Genomic DNA, 25,312 nt, shown 5'->3' with positions numbered 1-25,312 from the left:
GGATCAGCGCTGCGCCTGCATCCTCTCGAGCAGTGCGCGCTCCGCCGGCGTGGGCGTGCCCAGGTACTCCTGCTGGCCATTGAGGCGCAGCGACGCGGCCATCTTGCCGCTTGCCGGTTCGTAGACGAGTCCCAGGTTCGTCTCGTCGCACATATGCGCCTGGCATGCCCGGTAATACAGGTACTGCTTGCCCGCTTCGGTAACCGCGTCGGGCTCCCCGGCAGGGCCGCTCAGCAGCCGCTTCTTCAATGACACCTTGTTCTCGTCCACCCTGGAAAGCTTCGAGCTCGCCAGCAGCGCATCGAACGCCTGGGCAAAATCCTTGCGATAGTAATGCTTGCCATCGACGATGTTCTTCTTGTTCTCCAGCAGGTTGAAGAGCTGCGTGTTGAACGGGGCGTTGGCGGCAGGCGCCGCAGCTGCATCAGCCCCGAGAGGGCAAGAAGCAAGGTGCCGGTAATCAGGGCAAATCGGGTCATCTGTCAATTTTCCAGAGGGTTGAGCGGGCCGGCCGGTTACGTTGCCCGCCCGCGAAAGCGCCAGTTTACGCGAACTTCGAGGAATCCGGCCTGCGCTTCGGAACGGACTTCACATCGACGGTCGACTCCGTTTTCGAGACGAAGCGCTATCACAGCTCGCACCGGCTTGAGGTGGCGATTCTGCTGCCGATTGTTACGGCGCTGTGCTTGGCCTGTAGCGCCATTCCGGCGACTGAAGCCCGCCGCGCCCAAGCGTAGCAGAATATTTTCGAGGCAGTGCATCCAAAACCGTTCGCCCGGCGTAGTGATCCTATCAACGTTGGCCGAGTGTTACCGGCAATCGTTGAGCGACCACTCAACCGACTTCAGGAGGCACTACCATGACCATTTCCAAGCTGATCCTTTCCTTGCCCGTCGCACTGGCGCTGACCGCGTGCGGTGGCGGCAGCCACGGTACCATCGATGATCCGGCACCCACGCCGGCCGTGCCCGTGCCCACCCCGGGCGACGTCTTCGCGCTAACGGTTACCAACAAGCTCGTGTCGTTTGACCGCGCCACGCCAGGCACCATCCGCACGACTGTCGCCGTCACGGGCCTGCAGGGCGGGGACAGCCTGGTTGGCATCGATTTCCGCCCTGTCGATGGGATGCTGTATGGCGTGGGCAGCGGCGGGCGGCTCTATACGATCGATACGACAACCGGCATCGCGACGCTGAAGTCGACGTTGATGGCCGATGCGGCAGACACCACCCTGCCCTTCACCGCGCTGGCCGGCAGCGATTTCGGCGTCGACTTCAACCCGGTCGCGGACCGCCTGCGCATCGTCGGCAGCAGCGGGCAAAGCCTGCGGATCAATGTCGATACCGGCGCCGTCACCACCGACGGCGCCATCAACGGCGGCGCCGCCAATACCGCGATCACGGCGTCGGCCTACACCAATTCGTTCGCCGGCACGGGCGCGACGACGCTGTATGGCATCGACAGCGTCAACGACACGCTGTACGTGCAGAATCCGCCCAACAACGGCACGCTGGCAACGCCGGTAGCACTGGGCATTGATGTGGGCAACGGCAACGGCTTCGATATCGACGGCCGCACCAATGTCGGCTATCTCGTGGCGACGGCCGGCGGCGCGCGCAATCTGTACACCGTCAATCCCGGCGCCGCCACTGCCGCCGCAACGCTGGTCGGCGCGCTCGGCGTGACCGAAGACGTGCGCGGTATCGCCGTGCGGGCCACTGCGCAGCCCACCGTCTATGGCCTGACCGACGACGCGCGCCTCGTCGCGTTCAAGGCGACCGCACCGAACACGCCCACTGGCACGGTGGCCATCACGGGCATGAACAGCGGCGAGAGCCTGCTCGGCATCGATTTCCGGCCGAAGGATGGCTTGATGTATGGCCTGACGTCGGCCGCACGCATCGTCACGATCGACCCCGCCACCGGCGTGGCGACCGTGAAGGCGACATTGATGGCCGATGCGGCCGACACCAGCGCGCCGTTCGGGGCCATCAGCGGCACGGCCTTCGCGGTCGACTTCAACCCCGTGGCGGACCGCCTGCGCGTCATCGGCAACAGCGGGCAAAACCTGCGCATCAATGTCGATACCGGCGCGACAACCACGGACGGCACGATCAACCGCAGCGGCACGGCACCGGTCGTCACGGCCGCCGCCTACACCAACAGCGTGGCGGGGGCGACGGCAACGATGCTGTTCGACCTGGACAGCGGCGCCGACGTGCTGGCCCTGCAGAACCCACCGAATGACGGAACGCTGACCAACGTCGGGCCTCTGGGTCTGGACACAGCCGGGGATGGGGGCTTCGATATCGCCGGAGGTGCCAACGGCCTGGCGCTGGCGGCGCTGCGCACTGCGGCCGGCGGCGCCAGCACGCTGTACCGGATCGACCTGACCAGCGGCGCAGCGACGCCGGTGAACGGTGCTGCGGACGTGAAGCTGTCTGTGATCGGCAGCGGCAGCACGGGGCTGCGCGACATCGCCATCGCCATCAAGTAAGGCGCAGCCGCCGCCAGCTGGCGGCGGCATTTCCTTACATCGTCTTGACGGCGCGGCCGATAAACAGGATCGGCCCCGTCGGACGGCCGATCGGCGAGCCGTTGGCCGGTTCCAGCGTGATTTCGAACAGCTGGTTCGGCTGCAGCGGCGGCAGTTTGTCCAGCCGCACTTCGAACGGCTGGCCTGGCGTAACGAGGCCGAGCGAAACAGGGCCTTTCCAGCCATCGGCCTTGGTCCACAACTGCAACGCCTTCTGCGCCGGCACCTCGGTTCGCACCAGGGGTTCCAGGCGCAGCATCCGGCTGTCGTTGACGCGCACGATCCAGCCCGGCGCCATGCTCTGCGGCTGGGCCAGCACCACCATATACGCGGGCGAGGCGGGCGCCTGGACCCGCACGCCCACGACGACCGCCATGATGGCCGCTGCGGCAAAGCCGCCGGCAGCCAGGCCGCGCCACAGACCCAAGGCATTCCACCAGCGTGCAACCGGCGCTTCCGGCCGTGCCGGCGGCAGGGTGCTGCGCTCGATGCGCACCCACAGGGCGGCCGAGGGCACGACCGGTTCGGCCAGGCTGACGAGCGGCAGCAGGCGCTCCTCCCATGCGGCGACGGCGGCGCGCAAGGCGGCATCATCGCGCAGCGCCAGTGCGACCTCGCGGCGCTGCGCTGCGTCGAGGGTACCGAGCACGTATTCGCCGGCCAGTTCGTGCGGATCGCGGATTGGATTCATACCATGCACTCCCGCAGCGCACTCAGGCCGCGCTTGATCCACGCCTTGACGGTGCCGAGCGGCGACGCCAGGCGTTCGGCGATTTCCGAATGGGTGCAGCCGTCGACATAGGCGTACAGGATGCTGTTGCGCTTGGCCGCGTCGAGCTGCGTCAGGCAGTCGTGCAGCCGGCCCAGGTTGGCGCGCAGTTCAAACGCATCGGCCACCTGGTGCTGCCCTTGCAGCGCCGCTTCGCTGTCGATGGCGTCGAGCGCGTCTTCACTGACGGCCACTTCCTGCGATCCATTGCGGATCGCGTCGAGCGCCTGGTAGCGCACGATGCTGTAGATCCAGCCGCGCCCCGAACCTCGCGCCGCGTCGAAGCTGCCGGCCTTGGTCCAGATGCTGACAAACGCGTCGTGCAGCACATCTTCCGCCGCCTGCCGCTCGCGCACGATGCGCAGCGCCACACCGAGCAGGCGCGGACTCTCCTGCTGGTACAGGCGCCGCAGCGCCTGCGCATCGCCTCGCGCGCAACCGCGCAAGGCGTCTTCATAGTCGAATTCTTCGGCAGCAGTGGTCACGGCGGAGGCGGTCCGTTGGGCAAGCCGGGACAGCAGCCGGCGGTGCGGCAATTATAGTCACTCTGCCGCACGGTTGGCGGCAAAAGCAGGAATGCCGCCACCGGCCGCCCGCTTATGCGAACTTCGTAAAGTCCGGCTTGCGCTTCTCGAAGAAGGCGGTAAACGCTTCCTTCGCTTCCGGCGCCAGCAGCATCTCGCCAAACAACCTGCTCTCGGTGGCGATAATCGCGTTCAGCTCTTCCTTGCGGCCCTGCGTCATCAGCCGCTTGGTCGTGCGGATCGACGCGGCCGGCAGTGCCACCAGCTTGGCCGCTTGCGCGCGGGCGAACTCCAGCACGTCGGCGGCCGGCACCACTTTCGAGACGATGCCCATGTCGTAGGCTTCCTGCGCGGTGAACGGCTCGCCCAGCATCAGTTTCTCGGCGGCGCGCGCGTGGCCGGCGGCCAGGGGCATCAGCATCGACGAGCCGAATTCCGGGCACAGGCCCAGTTGCGTGAACGGTACGGAGAATTTCGCGCTGTCGCCTGCGTAGACCAGATCGCAGTGCATCAGGAGCGTGGTGCCGATGCCAATGGCCATGCCGCCGATTGCCGCGACGACGGGCTTCGTGGCGCCGGACAGCGCGCGCATGAACTGGAACACGGGACGGTTGGCGAAGTCCTCGGCCGACGTCGGACGCGCCGTCTTGATGAAATCATCGAGGTCGTTCCCGGCCGTGAAGATCTCCGGCTTGCCGGTGATGAGGATGGCGCGTACTTCGTTGTCGGTTTCGGCCGCGTTGATCGTGTCGGCCAGCAGCTGGTACATCGCGGAGGTGATTGCGTTCTTGCGTTCCGGGCGGTTGAATTCCAGCGTGAGGATGCCGCCTTCCTTGCTGACGAGGATGTCCATGTCTCTCTCCATGTTTTGAATGATGAAGGGCGCCGGGTTTGTGACCACGGCGCCCTTTGTTATGGTTCGCGGATAACGCTTACACGCGTTCGATGATACCGGCGGCGCCCATGCCTGCGCCGACGCACATCGTCACCATGCCGTACTTCAGGTTGTTGCGGCGCAGTGCGTGCACCACGGTCGCGGCGCGGATGGCGCCGGTCGCGCCCAGCGGGTGGCCCAGGGCGATCGCGCCGCCCAGCGGGTTGACCTTGCTGGTATCGAGGTTCAGGTCGCGGATCACGGCCAGCGCCTGCGCGGCGAAGGCTTCGTTCAGTTCGATCCAGTCCAGCTGGTCCTGCGTGATGCCGGCAGCGGCCAGCGCGGCAGGAATCGCCACCTTCGGACCGATGCCCATGATTTCCGGCGGCACGCCGCGCACGGCGAACGACGAGAACTTGGCCAGCGGCGTCAGGTTATGTTCCTTCAGGATCTTCTCGGAGACGACGATCAGCGCACCCGCGCCGTCCGACATCTGCGACGACGTTGCCGCCGTCACGGAGCCCTTGGCGGCGAAGACGGGCTTCAGCTTGGCCATGCCTTCCATCGACGCGTCGGCGCGCGGGCCTTCGTCGGAATCAACGGTGCGCTTGCCGATCTTGATTTCGCCGGTACGCAGGTCGGGCGTGCGGGTGATGATCTCGACGGGCGTGATTTCGTCCTTGAACTGGCCGGCCTGCTGGGCGGCGATGGCGCGGCGGTGCGATTCCAGGCCGAACGCGTCCTGGTCTTCGCGCGACACCTTCCACTGCTTCGCCACGTTTTCAGCCGTCAGGCCCATGCCGTAGGCCAGGCCCACGTTTTCGTCCCTGAACGTTTCCATGTTGATCGACGGGTGATGGCCCATCATCGGCACCATCGACATCGATTCGACGCCGCCGGCGATCATCACGTCCGCTTCGCCCACGCGGATGCGGTCCGCCGCCATCGCCAGCGCGGTGATGCCCGATGCGCAGTAGCGGTTGACGGTGACGCCGCCCACCGTGTTCGGCAGGCCTGCCAGCACGACCGAGTTACGGGCGATGTTGAAGCCCTGCTCCGCTTCCGGGAACGAGCAGCCGATGATCGCGTCGACGATCAGGGCCGGGTCCAGGTTCGGCACGGCAGCCATGGCGCCGCGGATGGCGTGCACCAGCAGGTCGTCCGGGCGGGTCTTGTTGAACATCCCGCGTGGCGCCTTGCCGATCGGGGTGCGGGTCGCTGCGACGATGTATGCGTCTTGAAGTTGTTTGCTCATAATGTTCGTCCTAAAGTCAGTTCCGCACTGGCTTGCCGGTCTGCAGCATGCCCATGATCCGCTCTTGCGTCTTCGGATTGTTCAGCAGTTCCAGGAAGGCCTTGCGTTCCATGTCCAGCAGCCACTGCTCGGACACCACGCTGCCCTGGTCGATATCGCCGCCCGACACGATCTCGGCGATCATGTCGCCCAGCTTGTAGTCGTGCGCGGAGATGAAGCCGCCGTCACGCATGTTGACCAGCTGGCCGCGGATCGTGCCCCAGCCGTAACGGCCGGTCACTGGCACGGGGCGCTGCAGCGGTGCGCGGTAGCCGGCGTCGAACATCGAGCGCGCCGTGACTTTCGCCACGTGCAGCAGTTCGTACGGGTTGGAGACGATGATGTCGTCTTCCTTCAGGTAACCCATCGCCTTCGCTTCCAGGGCCGACTTCGACACGTTCGCGGTGGCCGCGTTGGTGAAGCCCGTCTTCAGGAATTGCAGGATGTCATTGCCCTTGGCTTCCTTCGCCGCACGGACGGCCGCTTCTTTCAGGCCACCGCCGGCAGGGATCAGGCCCACGCCCACTTCGACGAGGCCGATGTACGACTCGATCGACGCGACGCGGCGCGATGCGTGCAGCGCCATTTCGCAGCCACCGCCCAGCGCCAGGCCGGCAACGGCAGCGACGACCGGCACGTTCGAGTATTTCATCGCCATGAAGGTGTTCTGCAGGTCCTTGATCAATGGATCGAGGGCTTTCGCGCCGCCGGCCATGAAGGCTGGCAGGGCCGACTGCAGGTCGGCGCCGGCGGAGAACGCACCGCCTTCGGCCGCATCCGTACCCCAGATCACCAGGCCCTTGAAGTTCTGTTCCGCTTCGGACAAAGCCCGTTTCAGGCCGTCGATGACGCCCTGGCCGATGACGTGCATCTTTGTCTTGATCGAGGCGACCAGCACTTCGTCGCCCGAGTGCCACAGGCGGATGCTGTCGTCTTCGAACACGGTGGTGCCGGCCTTCGTTGCGTCAAGCGCGCCTTCGCCCAGTACCGGTGCGCGGAATTCCTGGCGCTTGTAGACGTCCAGGTTCGAGCGCGGCACGAATTTCTTCGACGCGGCGGAGTACGAACCTTCGGCCGTGTGCACGCCGTCCACTTCGAACACCCACGCTGGCAGCGGTGCGTCGGTCAGTGCCTTGCCGGCGTCGATGTCTTCCTTGACCCACTCGGCGATCTGCTTCCAGCCGGCGGCCTGCCACGTTTCGAACGGGCCCACTTTCCAGCCGAAGCCCCAGCGCATCGCGAAGTCGACGTCGCGCGCGTTGTCGGCGATCGATTCGAGGTGGTAGGCGATGTAGTGGAACGCGTCGCGGAAGATCGCCCACAGGAACTGGCCTTGCGGGTTGGTCGATTCGCGCAGCGCCTTGAATTTCTTGACCGGGTCCTTCTCTTTCAGGATACGGCCGATGATGTCGGCAGCTTTCGCGCCGCCAGCGACATATTCGCCGGTGGCGAAGTCCAGGCGCTGGATGTCCTTGCCGACCTTTTTATAGAAGCCGCCGCCGGCCTTCTGGCCCAGCGCGCCCTTCTCGATCAGCTTGGCCAGCACGTCCGGTGTCTTGTAGACGGCGGCGAACGGGTCGTCCTTCAGGTTGTCCTGCATCGTCCTGATGACGTGGCCCATCGTGTCAAGGCCGACGACGTCCGCCGTGCGGAACGTGCCGGACTTGGCGCGGCCCAGCTTCGCACCCGTCAGGTCGTCGACGACGTCCACGGACAGGCCGAATTTTTCGGCCTGGTGGATCGTGGCCAGCATGCCGAAGATGCCGACGCGGTTGGCGATGAAGTTCGGCGTGTCTTTCGCACGCACGACACCCTTGCCCAGCACCGACGTCAGGAACGTCTCCAGCTGGTCGAGGATTTCAGGACGCGTCGCTTCCGTCGGAATCAGTTCGACCAGGTGCATGTAGCGCGGCGGGTTGAAGAAGTGTACGCCGCAGAAGCGCGCCTTCAGGTCCGCATCGAAGCCTTCGGCCAGCTGGTGGATCGGCAGGCCCGACGTGTTCGACGCAAAGATGGCGTTGGCGCCGATATGCGGCGCGACCTTCTTGTACAGGTCGTGCTTCCAGTCCAGGCGCTCGGCGATCGCTTCGATGATCAGGTCGCAGTCGGCCAGCTGGTCCAGGTTGTCTTCGTAGTTCGCGACCTGGATCAGGGCGGCGTCTTCCTTGTCGCCCAGCGGTGCCGGCGACAGCTTTTTCAGGCCTTCGATGGCTTTCAGGACGATGCCGTTTTTCGGCGTTCCCTCCTTTCCAGGCAGGTCGAACAGCACTACCTGCACCTTGGCATTGACGCAGTGCGCGGCGATCTGCGCGCCCATCACACCGGCGCCCAGGACGGCGACTTTTTTCACGCTGAAGTTGCTCATGTTTTTCCTCTAATTTTTAGAACAGGTCGGCGTCCAGCGCCATCAGGTTCGCGGCACCGGAACGGGCCTGGCGGATCAGCATCGCGGTCTCAGGGTACAGCCGCGCGAAGTAGAAGCGCGTGGTCTGCAGCTTGGCTTCGTAGAACTTGTCGCCCGAATCCTTCTTCTCCAGTGCGATCTTGGCCATCTGCGCGAAGAAGTAGCTGTACACCAGGTGGCCCACGACGCGCAGGTAAGGCACGGCGGCCGCGCCCACTTCGTCCTGGTTCTGGAAGGCCTTCATGCCGATTTCCATCGTCAGCTTGCCCACTTTTTCGCCCAGCTCGCCCAGCGGCGTGACGAATTCGGACATCGCTTCGTCGGTGCCATTTTCCTCGACGAAGGCACGCACCTTCTCGCCGAACTTGCGCAGCTTGGCGCCGTTGTCCATCAGGATCTTGCGGCCCAGCAGGTCCAGCGACTGGATCGTGTTGGTGCCTTCGTAGATCAGGTTGATGCGGGCGTCGCGCACGTACTGCTCCATGCCCCATTCCGAAATGTAGCCGTGGCCGCCGTACACCTGCATCGCTTCGGACGTGGCGATCCATGCGTTGTCGGTGATGAAGGCCTTGATGACGGGGGTCAGCAGCGCGACTTCGTCGGCCGCTTCCTTGCGCACTTCTTCGTCCGGGTGGTTCAGTTCACGGTCGATCTGCAGTGCGACGTACGACGAGAATGCGCGCGCGCCTTCGGCGTAGGCCTTGGCGGTCAGCAGCATGCGGCGCACGTCCGGGTGCACGATGATCGGGTCGGCTGGCTTGTCCGGTGCCTTCACGCCCGACAGGGAACGCATCTGCACGCGGTCCTTGGCATACACCAGCGCGTTCTGGTACGCGACTTCGGTCAGGCCCAGCGACTGCATGCCCACGCCCAGGCGGGCCGCGTTCATGAACACGAACATGGCGTTCAGGCCCTTGTTCGGCTGGCCGATGATCCAGCCTTTCGCGCCGTCCAGGTTCATCTGGCAGGTGGAGTTACCGTGGATGCCCATCTTTTCCTCGATGGCGCCGCAGAAGATCGGGTTGCGCTCGCCGACGCTGCCGTCGTCGTTCGGCAGGAACTTCGGCACCAGGAACAGCGAGATGCCTTTCGAGCCTTCCGGTGCGTCCGGCACGCGGGCCAGCACCAGGTGCAGGATGTTGTCGGACATGTCGTGCTCGCCGGCCGAGATGAAGATCTTGTTGCCGGTGATGGTCCAGGAACCGTCGTCGTTCGGGATGGCTTTCGAGCGCAGCAGGCCCAGGTCGGTGCCGCAGTGCGGTTCGGTCAGGCACATCGTGCCGGTCCATTCGCCGGAGACCAGCTTCGGCAGGTACAGGCGTTTCTGCTCGTCGGTGCCGTGCTCCTTCAGGCACTCGTAGGCGCCGTGCGACAGGCCCGGATACATCGTCCATGCCTGGTTGGAGGAGTTCAGCATCTCGTAGAACGAGTTGTTCAGCACGACCGGCAGGCCCTGGCCACCGAATTCGGGGTCGCATGCAAGCGCAGCCCAGCCGCCGTCCACGTACTGCTTGTACGCTTCCTTGAAGCCCTTCGGCGTCGTGACGGTTTTCGCCTGCGCGTCATGCTTGCAGCCTTCGCGGTCGCCGGAGTGGTTCAGCGGGAACAGCACTTCGGACGTGAATTTCGCACCCTCTTCCAGCACCTGGTTGATGATGTCGGCATCCGTCTCGGCGTGGGCCGGCAGTTCCTTGAGCTGCTCTTCCACCTTCAGGAACTCATGCAGCACGAATTGCATATCCCGGATTGGCGCGACGTATTGACCCATGTTTATCTCCTGACGACTAAAGGCTAAGTTATTGACTGAAGTACCGGCGCGGGCGCCGGCTTAAGATTGGTGATTCTCGATAAGGCGGTTGAAGCCGATGCTGGCGCGGTCCACGCTGCCGGGGATGCGCAGGAAGCGGGCATCGTGATGGACTGCCAGGATCAGGCCATACATCTCGTACACCAGCTGCTGGCCATCCGTATCGGCTTTCAGGTGGCCCATTTCGATGGCCTGCTGGGCCGCGCGCAGCAGCGCGCTTTGCCAGGCACCCACCATCGACACCAGCTCCTCGCGGATCGGTCCGGGACGGTCGTCGTATTCGACGGCGCCGCTGATATAGATACAGCCGGACGCGATCTCGATGCTGACGCGCTTGACCCAGTGCGCGAACATCGCGCGCAGGCGGGGCAGGCCACGAGGCTCCTTGATGCTGGGATAGAACACATCCTGCTCGAAACGGCGGTGATACAGCTTCAACACTTCCAGCTGCAAGTCTTCACGCGAACCGAAGTGGGCGAACACTCCCGATTTGCTCATGTTCATCTTGTCCGCCAGCAGGCCGATGGTCAGGCCCTCCAGCCCGTCACGGCTGGCCAGGTCCAGGGCCACGTCCAGGATGGCGGCGCGGGTCATTTCACCCTTGCGCATGAATTTTGTCGAGGTATTGATAACTAGGGCGCTCACTTGGAATCGTCGCTTCAGGAGAAAAAGTCCATTCTCCCTCCGACGATTTACATCGTGTGAAAAAAAATTACGAACGCTCGTACTATTATCCAGAGCAGGATAAATGTCAAACCTCATTGTTAGAGGTGGCGTTCTATTTTGACGGGGCCGGTGGCAGTATGCGGCGCTTGCGTGCCGCTGCCGGTATCAGCAGGGGTGACAGGCTCCTGTTTTTCCAAAAAAACAGGAGCCTGTCACCGGTTTTCTACGGCGTCACTCGCCCGTGTCGATGCTCTCGCGCAGGCGGCGGTCGCGCTTGGTCGGGCGGCCCTTGAAGTCGGCAGCCGGTTCCTGGAACAGCTTGCGGCGCTCGGCTTCCTTCTGGCGCCGGGCGATGGACTCTTCCGTTTCCTCGTACAAGGTGCGGGCGATGGGCGCGCCCTGGCGCTTGTCGGACAGCCCCAGCACGAGGACGTCCCACTCGTCTGAACCGTTGTCGATGTGCAGCCGTTCGCCCAGCTTCAGCGTCCGGGCCGGCTTGACGCGGTCGCCGCCGATTTTTACTTTACCGTTGTCAATGGCGTCCGTTGCCAGGCTGCGCGTCTTGAAGAAGCGCGCGGCCCACAGCCATTTGTCGATCCTTACATTGTCCATCAGGCGTACTTTCCTACTGCGAAGATGCGCATCAGCGTCTTGTAGACCACGTAGGCGATCTCGTAGCCGATGCGGCGGAAGCGGCCGACGTGCTCGTATTCGTGCGGATGGATTTCGACGCCCTCCGCCACTGCCGCTTCGATATGCCGGCGCAAATCCACGGCGAAGGCGGCGTCCTTGATCACGACGTTCGCTTCCTGGTTCAAAAACAGGCTCAGTCCATCCACGTTGGACGAGCCGACCGTCGCCCATTCGTCATCGATGACGGCAACCTTGGCATGCAGCTGGGTCTTATGATACTCGACGACCTTGACGCCGGACGCCAGCAGCTTCGGGTAGAACGAATGGGCGACGGCATCCTGCAGCCAGTGTTCGCCCACGCCGATCAACAGCACGACCTCGACGCCGCGCTGGGCCGTCTGCGACAGCGCCCGGCGGAACTTGCGTCCTGGCGCGAAATATGGATTGGCCAGCAGCACACTCTTGCGCGCGCGGCCCAGGGCGTTCAGGTAGGCTTTCTGGATGGTCTGGCGGTTGCGCAGATTGTCGCGCACGACAAAGCCGGCCTGCACGGTCGCCTCCACCGCGACCTTGTTGGCCCGGCGCAGTTCGTTGTACAGGCTGAAACGCTGCTTCAGCGGCATGCGGCCCAGGCGCAGCCACTGCGCCTGGGCCTCCTTCTGGATGGCGGCCAGCAACGGCCCCTCGACGGCCACGGCGAAGTCCCAGCGGGGGGCGCACAGGGCCTTGCTGTGGTCGTAGTCGCAGAACATGTCGTCGTTGATATTGATGCCGCCGACGAACGCGATGCAGCGGTCGACCACGCAGATCTTGCGATGCGTGCGGGTGACGCCGCGACGGAACCACGGGTTGAAGATACGGTGCTCGACACCCGCTTCGAGCAGTTGCGCGTGCATCCGGTTCGAGCGGCCGTTGCCGGTGCCAAACCAGTCGGTGATCACGCGTACGGTAACGCCCCTCTGCCCCGCCCGCATCAGCGCGGCCAGCACAGCCTGTCCCGTTTCGTCATCGGCGAAAATATACGTTTCGAAGTAGATCTCGCCCTGCGCGGCATCGATCGCTTCCACCAGGGCGGGGAAGAACTCGGTACCGCAGTGCAGCAGTTTTACTTCGTTATCGGCAATGAACTCAACGGGACGCATGTCAGGCAAGGCTCAGGGTAGCCACGATCGGCGCGTGATCCGACAGCTTGGCCCATAACTGGCCATGCAGGACCTCCGCCGATTCTACCTTGAAGCCACGAACATAGATGCGATCCAGGCGAAAGAAGGGCAAGGCGGCCGGGAAAGTGCGGGCCGGACGGATCGCCGCCTGGCGTCGCGCCAGGGTACGGACCAGGTCGCCCAGGCTGGAGCCGGCGCCGAGCTCGTCGAAGACCTCTACCACTCCCAGCGCCTTGCGCAGTTTGGCGCTCAGTGTGTTGCGCCAGTCATTGAAGTCGCCGGCGATGATGACCGGCTCGTTATTCGGTGCCGACAGATTGACGGCCTCGATCAGGGCCTCCACCTGGCGCACCCGGCTTTTCTCGAACAGCCCCAGGTGGATCACATAACAGTGCACCGTGCCCTGCGGCGTCTCCACGATCGAATGCAGGATGCCGCGTGCCTCGTACGCATGGTCGGAGATGTCCGTGTTGGTCCATTTGGCGATGGGAAAGCGCGTCAGCAGCGCATTGCCGTGGTGGCCGTGGTCGTACTGGGCATTCAACCCATAGACCGACTGGTGCGATTCCCCGGCAAAGAACTCGTGCTGGCTGCCCTGCGGCCAGTGCCGGTGCCCATGGTGTTCTTCGCCGTAGCGCGCGGCAATGCGGTCGTGCTGGCCCTGCACTTCCTGCAGGAAGATCAGGTCAGCGTCGAATGCGGCGATGGCCTGCTTGAGGGCGACTACGCGCGGCTTGCTGCGGTAGGAGACCCCCTTGTGGATATTGTAGGTGGCGACTTTGATCTTCATGGAATCATTTTAGCCCCAACTGTACTGTTTCTTCCGTGGCAATCGTGCGGCGACGGCACGATTGCTTTAGAGCATCATCCTGCGAGCTTCTTCAGCTGCCGGGGCAGCTGCAGGATGGCCTCGGCATTGGACGGGCTGAAACATCTGTCGGCCGCCTCCATCCACGGCAGCCAGACGTGGGCGACGTGTTCGCGCGGCGCCAGGGTGACCGGGATGTCGCGCGGCACCTGTACGCTGAAGACGTGTTCCGTGTTGTGGGTGACGCGCGGGGCGTAGCGGTGGCGCCAGACGGGATAGATTTCGTAGACGTTCGAAAGATGCCAGTCGCGCAGGACGATGCTCTCTCCGTCGGCCACGATGCCGGTTTCCTCGTGCAGCTCGCGGGAGGCGGTGGCCGACAGGGGTTCGTCCGGCGTGTCCAGCGAGCCGGTGACCGACTGCCAGAAGCCGGGATTACCGGCCCGTTCGATCAGCAGGACTTCGAGGTTGGCCGTGTGGATGACGACCAGGACGGATTCGGGGATTTTGTAGGGCATGTGGGTTGCTGATGACACTGGTGGTGCTGAATCCGCTAGGGTCTGTCCCCGGTAAGTGACGTCGCCTACGCTCGCCTGCGCCCTCTTTAGCGGGACAGTCCCCAGCGGATCGCCGGCCAATACTTGCCGCAGACGGAAAAAAGGGGCGCCGCGGCGCCCCCTTCATTTTACCCAGCCACCTTCGGCTCGGCCGCGCGCAGACGGATGTGCAGCTCTTTCAGCTGCTTCTCGTCCACTTCCGACGGTGCATGCGTCAGCAGATCCTGGGCGCGCTGCGTTTTCGGGAAGGCGATCACGTCGCGGATCGAGTCCGACTTCGTCATCAGCGTGACGATACGGTCCAGGCCGAATGCCAGGCCGCCGTGCGGTGGCGCGCCGTACTGCAGCGCGTCCAGCAGGAACCCGAACTTCAGGCGCGCTTCTTCCGCACCGATCTTCAGCGCGCGGAATACTTTCGACTGCACGTCTTCCTTGTGGATACGGATCGAGCCGCCGCCCAGCTCCCAGCCGTTCAGGACCATGTCGTAGGCCTTGGCGATGCAGGCGCCCGGATTGGTTTCCAGCATGTCTTCATGGCCGTCTTTCGGTGCCGTGAACGGGTGGTGCGTCGCGGTCCAGCGGTCGTCTTCCTCGTCGTATTCGAACATCGGGAAGTCGATGACCCACAGCGGGGCCCAGACGTCGTCGAACAGGCCGTTCTTGCGGCCGAATTCGCTGTGGCCGATCTTCACGCGCAGGGCGCCGATGGCGTCGTTGACGACCTTGGCCTTGTCCGCGCCGAAGAAGATCAGGTCGCCGTCTTCGGCGCCCGTCAGTTCCAGGATCTGGGCCAGGGCTTCGTCGTTGATGTTCTTGACGATCGGCGACTGCAGGCCGTCACGGCCTTTGGCTTTCTCGTTGACCTTGATGTACGCCAGACCCTTGGCGCCGTAGATGGCGACGAACTGGGTGTACGCATCGATTTCCGAACGGGGCATGTCCGCACCCTTCGGCACGCGCATGCCGACCACGCGGCCGTTCGGCAGGTTGGCGGCGGCCGAGAAGACCTTGAAGTCGACCGACTTCATCACTTCGGTCAGTTCGGTGAACTGCAGCTTGACGCGCATGTCCGGCTTGTCCGAACCGTACAGGCCCATCGCTTCGGAGAAGTTCATCACCGGGAACGGGTTCGGCAGGTCGATCGACAGCGTGTTCTTGAACACCTTGCGGATCATGTCTTCGAACAGGTCACGGATTTCCTGTTCGTTCAGGAAAGATGTCTCGCAGTCGATCTGCGTGAATTCCGGCTGGCGGTCGGCGCGCAGGTCTTCGTCGCGGAAGCACTTGGTGATCTGATAGTAACGGTCGAAGTTGGCGACCATCAGCAGTTGCTTGAACAGCTGCGGCGACTGCGGCAGCGCGAAGAACTGGCCGGCGTTGACGCGCGACGGCACCAGGTAGTCGCGCGCGCCTTCGGGCGTGGACTTGGTCAGGGTCGGCGTTTCGATGTCGATGAAGCCCAGCTCGTCCAGGTACTTGCGCACTTCCATCGTCACCTTGTAGCGCAGGCGCAGGTTGTTCTGCATCTGCGGACGGCGCAGGTCCAGCACGCGGTGCGTCAGGCGGGTGGTTTCGGACAGGTTGTCGTCGTCCAGCTGGAACGGCACGGCGACCGACGGGTTCAGCACTTCCAGCTGCGAGCAGATCACTTCGATCTTGCCGGACTTCAGGTTGTTGTTGACGGTACCCGCCAGGCGGTCCTTGACGGTGCCCGTGATGCGCAGGCAGAACTCGTTACGTACGGCTTCGGCCGCCTTGAACACTTCGGCCTGCTCCGGGTTGCAGACGATCTGAACCAGGCCCTCTCGGTCGCGCAGGTCAATGAAGATCACGCCACCGTGGTCGCGGCGACGATGGACCCAGCCGCACAGGCTGACGGTTTGGCCCAGCAGGGCTTCGGTGACGAGGCCGCAGTAATGAGTACGCATAGACATGGTTATTTCTCGTTTCAGGTTAAATTTGTTCAGTCAGGGGCGACAACGCCCATCGATACGATGTACTTCAGTGCGGCGTCCACGGTCATGTCGAGCTCCACCACCTGGTCGCGCGCCATCATCAGGAAGAAGCCGGAGGTCGGGTTCGGCGTCGTCGGCACGTACACGCTGACATAGTCTCCCACCAGGTGATTTTTGACGTCGCCACCGGGAGTGCCCGTCAGGAACGCGATGGTGTACGAGTTGGCGTGCGGATACGGAATCAGCACGGCCTTGCGGAAGGCGTTGCCGGACGACGAGAACAGCGTGTCCGACACCTGCTTGACGCTGCCGTACAGCGAGCTGACAACGGGAATCCGGTGCAGCAGCTTTTCCCACAGGCGCAGGATGTAGTTGCCGATCAGGTTGTTGGCCAGCAGGCCCACGAGGAACACGATCAGAATCGTCAGGATCGTTCCCAGGCCGGGGATATCGAAACCGATCAGGTTATGCGGTTGCCAGCGTTCCGGCACGAACAGCAGCGACTGGTCCATCGTGCTGATGATGATGTTCAACACCCACAGCGTGATGGCCAGCGGAACGAGAATCAGCAGGCCGGTAATGAAATATTTACGTATCGTGTTCATCGAGTGAAAAGGTTACTTCGTATCGCCGCCGGAAGGCGTCGTCGTCGCGGGTGCAGGCGTGGCAGCCTTGGATTCACCCGAGCTTGCGGCCGGGGCGTCCGTCTTGGCGGCCACGCCGGTGGCTGGCGCATTGCCGCCGCGAAAATCGGTGACATACCAGCCGGTCCCTTTTAGCTGGAAGCCGGCAGCCGTCAATTGCTTCTTGAACGTGGACTTGCCGCAGGATGGGCACTCGGTCAGCTGCGGATCGGAAATCTTCTGCAGCACGTCCTTGGCAAAGCCACATTCCTCGCAGCGGTAGGCGTAGATAGGCATCGGTTACTCCGCAAAAATCGTCAAAAACCCTGAATTATAAAGCTTTTTGACGGGAGCAAGACAGATGGCGGCGTGAGCCAATTCGTGAAAACCGGTGACAGGCTCCGGTTTCCCCGCAAAAAACCGGAGCCTGTCACCGGTTTTCCGGTTTTCCGTTCCCCGGTTCCGGCGGCGGCGCCACTCGTCCCAGCGTTCGGCGCCCTGGCAGACGGGCAGCGACTCGTTCCTTGCTTCGCCCGCTTCAAAAACCGGTGACAGGCTCCGATTTTCTCGGAAAACCGGAGCCTGTCACCGGTTTCGGCTTTGACTTTCAGTGTCTCAGCGGCGGCGCCACTCCTGCCAGCGCTCGGCCCCCTGGAAAACGGGCAGCGAGTCTTTCACCGCTTCGTCCGCTTCCAGCGTGAAGTGCGGGGCCAGCAGTGCCTCCAGCTGGCTGCGCTCGATGCCGAATGGCGGGCCTTTCGGGGTCGTGCCCAGGAAGAAGTAGCCGGCCAGCAGGCCGCCGCGGGGCAGCAGCTCCGCGTAGCGTTCGGCCACGCGGGGCCACATGTCGGCCGGCAGCGCGCACAGGAAGGCGCGCTCGTAGATGATGTCGAGCGGGCGCTCCGGCTGCCATGTGAAGAAGTCGGCCTGGACGATGCGTTCCGGCCAGCGCTTGACGACATTGCGGGCCCGCTCCACGGCGGCTGGCGAAAAATCGATCGCCGTCGCATCCCAACCCGCCTCGCACATCAGGTCCAGTTCATACGCGGAGCCGCAACCGGGGATCAGCGCGACGGGCGCCGTGACGGTCGCATCGGCGGCGGCGTCGTGACCGGCCACGAGCTGGCGCAGCCGTTCGGGGACGCCGCCCTTATCCCACGGCATGAAGCGCTGGGTAAACCGCTCGTCCCAGAACGCGGCTTGCTGGGGATCGCGGGTGTCGAAAGTTGGGTTGGTAGGTTCAGCCATCACATCGCTCCATGCCAGCGCATCCAGGCCTGGAAGCCCACGGCGCCGACGACAAAGGTCCCGACAAAATACACAAAGAACGTCAACAGACGGTTGGTGCGGCGCTGCTCTTCGGCCAGCTGGCGCAGCACGTCACCCATGTGCGGGTCTCGGTCGCTCAGGGCGATCAGCGCCTGCTGCGTCAGTCGCGGCAGCGTCGGCAGGATGTGCGAGTAGCGCGGCGCTTCGGCCTTCAGCCGCTCGATCAGCCCGCGCCAGCCGACCTGTTCCGACACCCAGCGCTCGAGGTGCGGCTTGGCGGTCTTCCACAGATCCAGCTCCGGATCGAGCTGCCGGCCCATGCCCTCGATATTGAGCAGCGTTTTCTGCAGCAGCACCAGCTGCGGCTGCACTTCGACGTTGAAGCGGCGCGACGTCTGGAACAGGCGCAACAGGATCTGGCCAAACGAGATGTCCTTCAGCGGACGGTCGAAGATCGGCTCGCAGCAGGCGCGCACGGCCGCTTCCAGTTCATCGACGCGGGTGTTCTTCGGCGCCCAGCCCGACTCGATGTGCGCTTCAGCCACGCGCTTGTAGTCGCGGCGGAAGAACGCCAGGAAGTTCTGCGACAGGTAGTCCTTGTCGTAATCGTTCAAGGTCCCGACGATGCCGAAGTCCAGCGCGATATAGCGGCCGAATGTGGCCGGATCGATCGAGACGAGAATGTTACCCGGGTGCATATCGGCGTGGAAGAAGCCGTCGCGAAACACCTGCGTGAAGAAAATCTCCACGCCGTCGCTGCCCAGCTTCTTCAGGTCGACGCCCGCCTCCACCAGCCGGTCGATCTGCGATACGGGAATGCCGTGCATGCGCTCCATCGTGATGACGTTACTGGAGCAATAGTCCCAGTACATCTCCGGCACCATCAGCAGGTTCGAATCGGCGAAATTGCGCCGCAGTTGCGCCGCGTTGGCCGCTTCGCGCATCAGGTCCAGCTCGTCGTGCAGGTATTTGTCGAACTCGGCGACCACCTCCTTCATCTTGAGGCGTTTGCTGTCGCGCCACAGGCGGTTGATCCAGTCCGCCGCCAGGTTCATCAGCGCCACGTCTTCGTCGATCAGCTTCTTCATGCCGGGACGCAGCACCTTCACGGCCACCTGCGTTCCGTCGGGCAGCATGGCGAAGTGCACCTGGGCGATCGACGCGGAAGCGACGGGGATGCGCTCGAAGCGGGCAAACAGCTGGTCCGGATGGGCGCCCAGCGAGCGCTCGATCTGCGCAATGGCCAGGTCCGAATCGAACGGCGGCACGCGGTCCTGCAGCTTCGACAGCTCCAGCACGATATCGGCCGGAATCAGGTCGGCGCGGGTGGACAGCACCTGGCCCAGCTTGACGAAAATTGGACCGAGCTCTTCCAGTGCCAGGCGCAGGCGGATGGCGCGCGGGCTGCTCAGATTGCGCCAGAAAAAGGCCGTATCGATGACCCGGTTGATGCCCGGCTTGTCGAAGCCGGAAATCGCAATTTCGTCGAGACCGTATTTGACGAGGACGCGCAGAATCTTGAGCAGGCGGAGAAATTTCAGGATCATCGAGTTTCCGTGTTGGGGGAGGCCGCCGTGTGGGCGTGGCGTTTGGCGTGTTGCTGTTCCAGTTTTTCCAGGCGTTTCAGGGCACGTTCGACATCGTCGCGCAGGCGCGTGACACCGGCGGCGAATTCCTCTGTCACGGCCGGCCTCACCAGCAGCGGCTGTTCTTCCAGAAAATATTCGGCGACGTTTTCGGACAGCTTGCGCTGCCCCGTCTGTAACGATGCGACAGCGGCTTTCGCGCCGCTGACGAGGCGCACTGCGGCGATCGGCCCGACGACTTTCTCCAGGTCGTGCTCGGCTTCCCAGCGCAACGACTGCGACAGCCGCGAAATCGCATTGGCGAACTCGGCGTCACCTTCGATCTGCACGTAGGAAAACGCGCGCTCGCGGTTCTGCGCGATCAGCGGCAGGTCGGACAGCTTCAGCCGGATCGTCACAGCGGGAACAATATCGCTTGAGGCCGCCTGCACCATGCCGTCGGGCGTGACCATCAGGCGCAGCTCGACGGGCGACGCGTCGATGCGCGCGACCTTGCCGGCAAACTGTTTCAGCTCGGCGCGCGCCCAGCCCTCCTGCGCCAGCAGATGGTTGATCGTCGCTGCGGCCGGCATCGACAATGTCGGCAACGCACCATTAAAGGGAAAGAAGGGGAACATGATTTCGGGCCCAAAAAACAAAACCGCCCTGGAATATCCCGGGCGGTTTTGATCTTACCAGTTTGCAGGAGATTAACGCTGCACAATCCCCTGCACGATGACGCTTCAGTCAGCCGTGCCCTGTTCAGGCGACCTGCTGGATACCGCCCAACAGCCAGCCAGCGTTGCCGTTGACCGGCTTGACCAGGTTCCACACTTCGTGGAACGGCTCGGCCAGCGCATCCGGTGCCGGCTTGATCTGGCCACGGAATTCCACGCTTGCCAGGTAATCCGTGCCATTGTTCTCGATGCCCAGCAGCTCGGCGTCGATGTGCACCACGTCCGTGTAGTCCGCCTTGCCGCCGCGCTCGGTAATCTGCAGCTTCAACTCGGCAAAGACCTCTGGCGTGGTGAACTCGCGGATGTCGTTGACGTCGCTCTTGTCCCAGGCGGCCTGCAGGCGGATGAAATTACCCTTGGCGTGACGCAGGAAGCTTTCCTTGTCGAAGTCGGCCGGCACGCCCCAGGGGGTGTGCGCCGGGGCCGGCTTGTTCAGGTCCAGGCCGGATGCCGCAGGCTGGTAGGCCGACGGTTGCAGGCCGGAGCCAATTTCCGGCGTGGCAACACCACGCGTTGCCGGCGTGTCGAACTGCTTGCTGCCGCCGAAGCCGTCACCGGTAAAACCGGTACTGTTATAGCCAGCCACGGCCGGGCGCGGGCCCTGCGAGCGGCTGCGGATCAAGCGCCAGATCAGGAAGATGGCGCCGGCGATCAGTGCGAAGGTCAGGATCGTGCCGATCATGCTTGCCATTGCCCCACCCAGGCCGAAGTGCGACAGCAGCGCGCCCAGACCCAGGCCAAGCAATGCACCGCCCAGCAGACCCTTCCACATGCTCGGACGCGGTGGCGTGACACCCGGCCGCGGCGCCGGCGCAGCGGCCGGACGGTTGACGCCCTGCTGCGGCGTTGCCGCCGGTGCGGGACGCGGTGCCATCTGCTTGACGCTTTGCGACTGGCGTCCGATGGAACGGCCGCCGCCCATCGGACGGGCAGCCAGTTCGGCCATCATCGACATGGCCGACAGCGCGATGGTCGCGCCGATCAGGAATTTTTTCAGTTTCATGGCAGTTCCTACGTAATGGCTATAACTGACAGCTTAATGCGTTATAGCTTGATACCAGTGTGTAAAGCGGCCACACCTGCCGTCAGATTGTAATACTGTACCCGTTCCAGGCCTGCGGCCTGCATCATTGTCTTCAGCGTTTCCTGGTCCGGATGCATCCGGATCGATTCAGCCAGGTAACGGTAGCTTTCCGCATCGCCGGCAATCTTCTGGCCCAGCCAAGGCAGCACCGAGAACGAATACAGATCGTACGGCTTTTGCAGGGGTTCCGGTACCTTGGAAAACTCCAGCACCAGCAGTTTGCCGCCCGGCTTCAGCACGCGGCGCATCTCCGACAACGCCACATCCTTGTGCGTCATATTGCGCAGGCCGAAGGCAACACTGACACGGTCGAAATAATTGTCCGGGAACGGCAGTTTTTCGGCGTCGCACAACAATGTTGGGGTGACCAGGCCGCGGTTCAAGAGGCGGTCGCGGCCAACGCGCAGCATTGACTCGTTGATATCGGTCAGCCATACCTCGCCGGCCGGCCCCGCCTGCCGGGCAAACGCCTTGGCCAGGTCGCCCGTACCGCCGGCGATGTCCAGTACCTTGAAGCCCGGCCGCACGCCCGCGTTGGCGATGGTGAAGGTCTTCCACAGGCGGTGCAGGCCAGCGGACATCAGGTCGTTCATTACGTCGTACTTGGCGGCGACAGAGTGGAAGACCTTGGCGACTTCCTTTACTTTCTCGTCTTCGGCAACGGTCTTGTAGCCGAAATGGGTGGTGTTGGTCATGGTATGGGGGCCTGTTGATCTGACAGCATTATACAAGCGCTGTCCACACTTCCTCGCCATGTTGCCAATACTTGAAATATTGCTTGACTTATTTGCAATCTGCAGCATTTTCCGACAAACGTGTCAACCGGTCTGCTCAACGCTGCGTTAAGTGATCAATCGGGCCCAACGGCCAAGTCACCAACGGAGGAACACCATGCAGGTTCAACATCAACTTCCCAAGGATATCTTTTTCCCTGAGATCGATGAAGCAACGCGCCAGATGATCGACGCCACGGACGCGCAGGCCCGCCGCGCGGACAAGGTGCCGGCCCCGATGCCGTTCAACGCCGAAGCCATCCGCACCCTGCCACCGGCAGCCCGCGCCGCCTTCCGCTACATCTGGGAACGCGAGCAGCGCCGTTACGAAGAATACATGCTGAACAACCGTTCCGCCGCAAACTAAATAAAACGCCGGGTCTTACAGCTTCAGGTGGCCGCGCAGCGTGCTGCTGTCGTAAGCCTTGCGCAACAGGCCGCGCCGTTGCAGTTCCGGGACCACGAGCTCGAGCAGGTCGTCCAGGCCGCCCGGTAACGTTGGCGGCATCGGGTTCAAGCCGTCCGCCGCTGCGCTCTCTTGCATTACTGCCGCATCGATCGGCCACCTGTGATCGCGACCTGGCTGGGCCGCGCCACGCGGGCGTGGCGCCGGCTACCCCGCACATCGCGGCCAACGACGTGGCCGACCTGTTTTTCAAGGAAGAGCTGACTCCGCGGCCCGTCACGATTGCCGGGCAAACGTGGACGTGGCCGCGCTGAGCGTCAGAACTCTTCCCAGTCGTCGGCCGCCGCCGTGGCGGCCACCTTGCGGGCCGCCGGCTTCACTGACGCGGCCTTGGCCGGCACGCTCTTGCGTACCGGTGCGACGACGGGCGCTCTGCTCACCGCCGCCTGCGGCGGCAGCCGGAACACGCTGACGGCGCGTACCAGATTGTCCGCTTCTTCCTTCATGGCCTGCGTCGATGCGGCCGCCTCTTCCACCAGCGCCGCGTTGCGCTGCGTGACTTCGTCCATCTGCGCGATGGCCTGATTGACTTGCGCAATGCCGTGGCTTTGTTCGCGGCTCGCTTCGGCGATATCGACGACGATGTTCGTCACGTGCCCGACGCGCGTAACCATTTCCGTCATTGCCTGCGCCGCCTGCGCGGCCAGCTGCGTGCCGGAGCTGACGCTGGCGACGGAGTCGTCGATCAGCGCCTTGATTTCCCTGGCTGCCGACGCGCTGCGCTGTGCCAGCGTGCGCACTTCCGATGCCACCACGGCGAAGCCGCGCCCCTGCTCACCCGCGCGCGCCGCTTCCACCGCGGCGTTCAGCGCAAGAATATTGGTCTGGAAGGCGATGCCGTCGATGACGGCGATGATGTCGACCACCTTGCGCGACGAAGCATCGATGGCGGCCATCGTGCCGGCCATCCGGCCCATCACGGCGCCACCCGCCGCCGCCGTGTCGGAGGCGGCCTGCACCAGCTCGCGCGCCTGCTGCGTGTTGCCGGTCGTCTGCGTGACGGTGCTGGTCAGCTCTTCCATCGTGGCCGCCGTTTCCTGCAGCGCGCCGGCCTGGCTTTCCGTGCGTGCCGACAGGTCCAGGTTGCCGCTGGAGACTTCGCCGGCGGCCGTGTCGATGGTCTGTGCGCCGGTGCGCACGTTGGCTACCATGTCCACCAGGCTTTGCTGCATCGTCGCAATGCCGCCCATCAGGCGGCCGATTTCGTTGTCCGCATGCGCCGGCACCTGTGCCGTCAGGTCGCCGTGCGCTACCTGGTCCAGCAGCTCGACCGCGCGGCCCAGCGGCGCGATGACCAGGCTGCGCAGGAAGAAGTGCATGGCAACGACAAGACCGAGGGCGGCCGTGATGCCGAGGGCGACGAGCCACAGCACGGTGATGTACTGGGTGTGATGCTGCTCGAGCAGCTCGCGGCTGAGGGCCGTGTTCTGCTGCTGGAATTTTTCCAGCAGCGCGGAGAACGCCGCGCCCTGCGGCGTGACCTGCCTGGCATTGATCGTCGAATAGGCGGCAGTGTCGTCCTTGCGCAGCGCGTCGGTAGCGTCGTCCAGCGATGCCATCAGCACCCGGCCGGCCTCGGCCACTTCACGCTGCAGCTGCGCATCGGTGCCGTCCTGCACCGGCAGCGCGGCAAACGCCGCCAGTGCCTGCTGCGAGCGCTCGTGCGACTTGCGCGACGCGCCGATGGCCGTGCTGGCCGACGCGGGCTGGTCCCCCTCCTTCGCTTCCGAATAGGCCCGGGTCAGCGCCGAACGGGTACGAGCCGTGTCCTTGTAGACATCGTTGATGTCCTGGGTTTCGGCGGCGATCGCGTGGATGCGCGCCAGCGCGCCGTTGGCGCGGTTGAGGGTGAACACGCCCAGGGCGGCGCCGATCACCAGCATGATGGCAAACAAGGACAGCGCAGCCATCAGGCTGAAGCGCACGGTGAGTTTTGGCATGACGATCCTGAAAGTGCGCGCATATTGCGCGTGGGCAATTCAGGATTGTGGGAGTTCCGGTAGCGCTCTACAAGGGGCGATGCATTTCCGCACGACCGTTCGTTGCGTTGGCGCGACGATAGTTGGTAGCGCGCTAAGGGGTGATGCAAGAGGCACTACATAGAGCGAGGGTCGCCAGAGTACGCGCTAAAGGCGTTGAATCTAGCAGTAAGGTCAAGGAGCCGAGGGCTTGTTCATAATCCAAGACCAGGAACTGGGGTCAGACCCGCCGGGGCGTAGCAGCGAATTCAAGGAGCAAGGCCCCTTGCCTGCGCAGCGGCAATGGCCTGCATGCCATCGCTCCTCCCTGCCCCCGGCTGTCAGCCGTTGGGTTGGATTTCTGTCCGCGGCCCGCTGCCGTCTCTCAGCTTTGCGGCATCAGCAAAGGCCCGACATTGATACTCAGTGATGATGCCCGCAAGCGTGCGGCTTGGACGCTGCGCCCGGCAGCACGGTGCCCGGCGCGCGGCCGCTGTCGCCTTCGAAGCCGGCCTCATGCAGGCGCGCCAGGTAGTCGGCCCAGCGCTCGTCCACGTTGGCGCCCAGGTCGTACAGGTATTCCCAGGTGTACAGGCCGGAGTCGTGGCCGTCGGAGAACGTCGGCTTGACGGCGTAGTTGCCCACCGGTTGCAGGTCGAGCAAGGTCACGTCGCTTTTCCCGACCTGCAGCACTTCCTGGCCGGCACCGTGACCGCGCACTTCGGCCGACGGCGAATACACGCGCAGCAGTTCCAGCGGGATGTTGAACGTGCGGTTGTCGTCGAAACTGATTTCAAGGACGCGCGATTTATTGTGGACGGTAAGACCGGTGCAGTCTGGCATGGCG

The 25,312-nt window shown here is 63.9% G+C and carries 25 protein-coding genes; 2 read left to right on the top strand and 23 right to left on the bottom strand.

The genetic code is table 11. The features are described from left to right. Positions 1-3 precede the first annotated feature (3 nt). Complete coding sequence (locus tag E1742_RS19125) at positions 4-486, bottom strand: Ivy family c-type lysozyme inhibitor (RefSeq protein ID WP_166793520.1); 483 nt, start codon at positions 484-486, stop codon at positions 4-6. A 373-nt stretch (positions 487-859) separates the two neighbouring features. Between E1742_RS19125 and E1742_RS19120 the strand changes: the two genes are divergently transcribed. Beyond that, entirely contained in the window at positions 860-2,497 is a 1,638-nt protein-coding gene (locus tag E1742_RS19120; protein ID WP_134386708.1) for a DUF4394 domain-containing protein, read from the top strand. A gap of 34 nt (positions 2,498-2,531) precedes the next feature. Here the strand turns inward: E1742_RS19120 and E1742_RS19115 are convergent, their stop codons facing one another. The 19 genes from E1742_RS19115 to ubiE form a co-directional block, all read right to left on the bottom strand. Beyond that, complete coding sequence (locus E1742_RS19115) at positions 2,532-3,227, bottom strand: anti-sigma factor (RefSeq protein WP_134386706.1); 696 nt, start codon at positions 3,225-3,227, stop codon at positions 2,532-2,534. Beyond that, entirely contained in the window at positions 3,224-3,790 is a 567-nt protein-coding gene (locus tag E1742_RS19110; protein WP_134386704.1) for a sigma-70 family RNA polymerase sigma factor, read from the bottom strand. The genes E1742_RS19115 and E1742_RS19110 overlap by 4 nt, the downstream gene beginning before the upstream one ends. A gap of 112 nt (positions 3,791-3,902) precedes the next feature. Next, positions 3,903-4,682 (bottom strand): enoyl-CoA hydratase, encoded by a 780-nt coding sequence (locus tag E1742_RS19105; protein WP_134386702.1) that lies wholly within the window; start codon positions 4,680-4,682, stop codon positions 3,903-3,905. 79 nt (positions 4,683-4,761) lie between these two features. Beyond that, positions 4,762-5,958, bottom strand: a complete 1,197-nt coding sequence (locus E1742_RS19100) for an acetyl-CoA C-acyltransferase (protein WP_134386701.1) — start codon at positions 5,956-5,958, stop codon at positions 4,762-4,764. A gap of 16 nt (positions 5,959-5,974) precedes the next feature. Next, positions 5,975-8,362, bottom strand: a complete 2,388-nt coding sequence (locus E1742_RS19095; RefSeq protein ID WP_134386699.1) for a 3-hydroxyacyl-CoA dehydrogenase/enoyl-CoA hydratase family protein — start codon at positions 8,360-8,362, stop codon at positions 5,975-5,977. A 16-nt stretch (positions 8,363-8,378) separates the two neighbouring features. After that, positions 8,379-10,169: an acyl-CoA dehydrogenase C-terminal domain-containing protein gene (locus tag E1742_RS19090; protein ID WP_134386688.1), complete on the bottom strand. Its 1,791-nt coding sequence runs from the start codon at positions 10,167-10,169 to the stop codon at positions 8,379-8,381. Between the two features lie 60 nt (positions 10,170-10,229). Further along, positions 10,230-10,817, bottom strand: a complete 588-nt coding sequence (locus E1742_RS19085) for a TetR/AcrR family transcriptional regulator (protein ID WP_134388238.1) — start codon at positions 10,815-10,817, stop codon at positions 10,230-10,232. 288 nt (positions 10,818-11,105) lie between these two features. After that, on the bottom strand, positions 11,106-11,486 hold the full coding sequence (locus tag E1742_RS19080) for an RNA-binding S4 domain-containing protein (protein WP_134386686.1): 381 nt from the start codon (positions 11,484-11,486) through the stop codon (positions 11,106-11,108). Then, entirely contained in the window at positions 11,486-12,649 is a 1,164-nt protein-coding gene (clsB, locus tag E1742_RS19075; RefSeq protein WP_134386684.1) for a cardiolipin synthase ClsB, read from the bottom strand. Before clsB ends, E1742_RS19080 begins: the two co-directional genes overlap by 1 nt. Before the next feature lies 1 nt (position 12,650). Next, positions 12,651-13,460 (bottom strand): endonuclease/exonuclease/phosphatase family protein, encoded by an 810-nt coding sequence (locus E1742_RS19070; RefSeq protein WP_134386682.1) that lies wholly within the window; start codon positions 13,458-13,460, stop codon positions 12,651-12,653. A 74-nt stretch (positions 13,461-13,534) separates the two neighbouring features. Beyond that, positions 13,535-13,996 (bottom strand): dihydroneopterin triphosphate diphosphatase, encoded by a 462-nt coding sequence (gene nudB / locus E1742_RS19065; RefSeq protein ID WP_134386680.1) that lies wholly within the window; start codon positions 13,994-13,996, stop codon positions 13,535-13,537. 167 nt (positions 13,997-14,163) lie between these two features. Further along, complete coding sequence (aspS, locus tag E1742_RS19060; RefSeq protein WP_189569199.1) at positions 14,164-15,969, bottom strand: aspartate--tRNA ligase; 1,806 nt, start codon at positions 15,967-15,969, stop codon at positions 14,164-14,166. A gap of 29 nt (positions 15,970-15,998) precedes the next feature. After that, positions 15,999-16,586, bottom strand: a complete 588-nt coding sequence (locus tag E1742_RS19055; protein ID WP_134388236.1) for a DUF502 domain-containing protein — start codon at positions 16,584-16,586, stop codon at positions 15,999-16,001. Between the two features lie 21 nt (positions 16,587-16,607). Then, positions 16,608-16,910: an FmdB family zinc ribbon protein gene (locus E1742_RS19050; protein ID WP_134386678.1), complete on the bottom strand. Its 303-nt coding sequence runs from the start codon at positions 16,908-16,910 to the stop codon at positions 16,608-16,610. Positions 16,911-17,228: 318 nt separating this feature from the next. Further along, positions 17,229-17,861, bottom strand: a complete 633-nt coding sequence (locus E1742_RS19045) for a methyltransferase (protein WP_134386676.1) — start codon at positions 17,859-17,861, stop codon at positions 17,229-17,231. Beyond that, complete coding sequence (ubiB, locus tag E1742_RS19040) at positions 17,861-19,429, bottom strand: ubiquinone biosynthesis regulatory protein kinase UbiB (RefSeq protein WP_134386674.1); 1,569 nt, start codon at positions 19,427-19,429, stop codon at positions 17,861-17,863. The genes E1742_RS19045 and ubiB overlap by 1 nt, the downstream gene beginning before the upstream one ends. After that, positions 19,426-20,040 carry a ubiquinone biosynthesis accessory factor UbiJ gene (locus E1742_RS19035; protein ID WP_134386672.1) on the bottom strand — a complete coding sequence of 205 codons (615 nt, stop codon included), beginning with the start codon at positions 20,038-20,040 and terminating at the stop codon, positions 19,426-19,428. Before E1742_RS19035 ends, ubiB begins: the two co-directional genes overlap by 4 nt. A 169-nt stretch (positions 20,041-20,209) precedes the next feature. Beyond that, positions 20,210-21,187 carry a Tim44 domain-containing protein gene (locus E1742_RS19030; RefSeq protein ID WP_134386670.1) on the bottom strand — a complete coding sequence of 326 codons (978 nt, stop codon included), beginning with the start codon at positions 21,185-21,187 and terminating at the stop codon, positions 20,210-20,212. Positions 21,188-21,228: 41 nt separating this feature from the next. Continuing rightward, positions 21,229-21,963 (bottom strand): bifunctional demethylmenaquinone methyltransferase/2-methoxy-6-polyprenyl-1,4-benzoquinol methylase UbiE, encoded by a 735-nt coding sequence (ubiE, locus tag E1742_RS19025; RefSeq protein ID WP_134386668.1) that lies wholly within the window; start codon positions 21,961-21,963, stop codon positions 21,229-21,231. A gap of 196 nt (positions 21,964-22,159) precedes the next feature. On the opposite strand from ubiE, the gene E1742_RS19020 reads away from it, so the two are divergent. After that, the gene (locus E1742_RS19020; protein ID WP_134386666.1) at positions 22,160-22,408 is read left to right on the top strand and encodes a hypothetical protein; all 249 of its coding nucleotides are present in this window, start codon (positions 22,160-22,162) and stop codon (positions 22,406-22,408) included. A gap of 15 nt (positions 22,409-22,423) precedes the next feature. On the opposite strand, the gene E1742_RS19015 is transcribed toward E1742_RS19020, so the two are convergent. From E1742_RS19015 to E1742_RS19005, 3 genes are all read right to left on the bottom strand, one after another. Continuing rightward, on the bottom strand, positions 22,424-22,585 hold the full coding sequence (locus E1742_RS19015; protein ID WP_206076692.1) for a hypothetical protein: 162 nt from the start codon (positions 22,583-22,585) through the stop codon (positions 22,424-22,426). A 179-nt stretch (positions 22,586-22,764) separates the two neighbouring features. Next, positions 22,765-24,447, bottom strand: a complete 1,683-nt coding sequence (locus tag E1742_RS19010; RefSeq protein ID WP_134386664.1) for a methyl-accepting chemotaxis protein — start codon at positions 24,445-24,447, stop codon at positions 22,765-22,767. A gap of 441 nt (positions 24,448-24,888) precedes the next feature. Continuing rightward, positions 24,889-25,308 (bottom strand): gamma-butyrobetaine hydroxylase family protein, encoded by a 420-nt coding sequence (locus E1742_RS19005; RefSeq protein WP_134386662.1) that lies wholly within the window; start codon positions 25,306-25,308, stop codon positions 24,889-24,891. Positions 25,309-25,312: the final 4 nt, after the last annotated feature.

Origin of the sequence: Pseudoduganella plicata, assembly GCF_004421005.1 — a bacterium.
GTDB classification, from domain to species: domain Bacteria; phylum Pseudomonadota; class Gammaproteobacteria; order Burkholderiales; family Burkholderiaceae_D; genus Rugamonas; species Rugamonas plicata.
The sequence above is the reverse complement of the archived record's forward strand: the minus strand, read 5'-3'. Positions and strand labels throughout refer to the sequence as shown.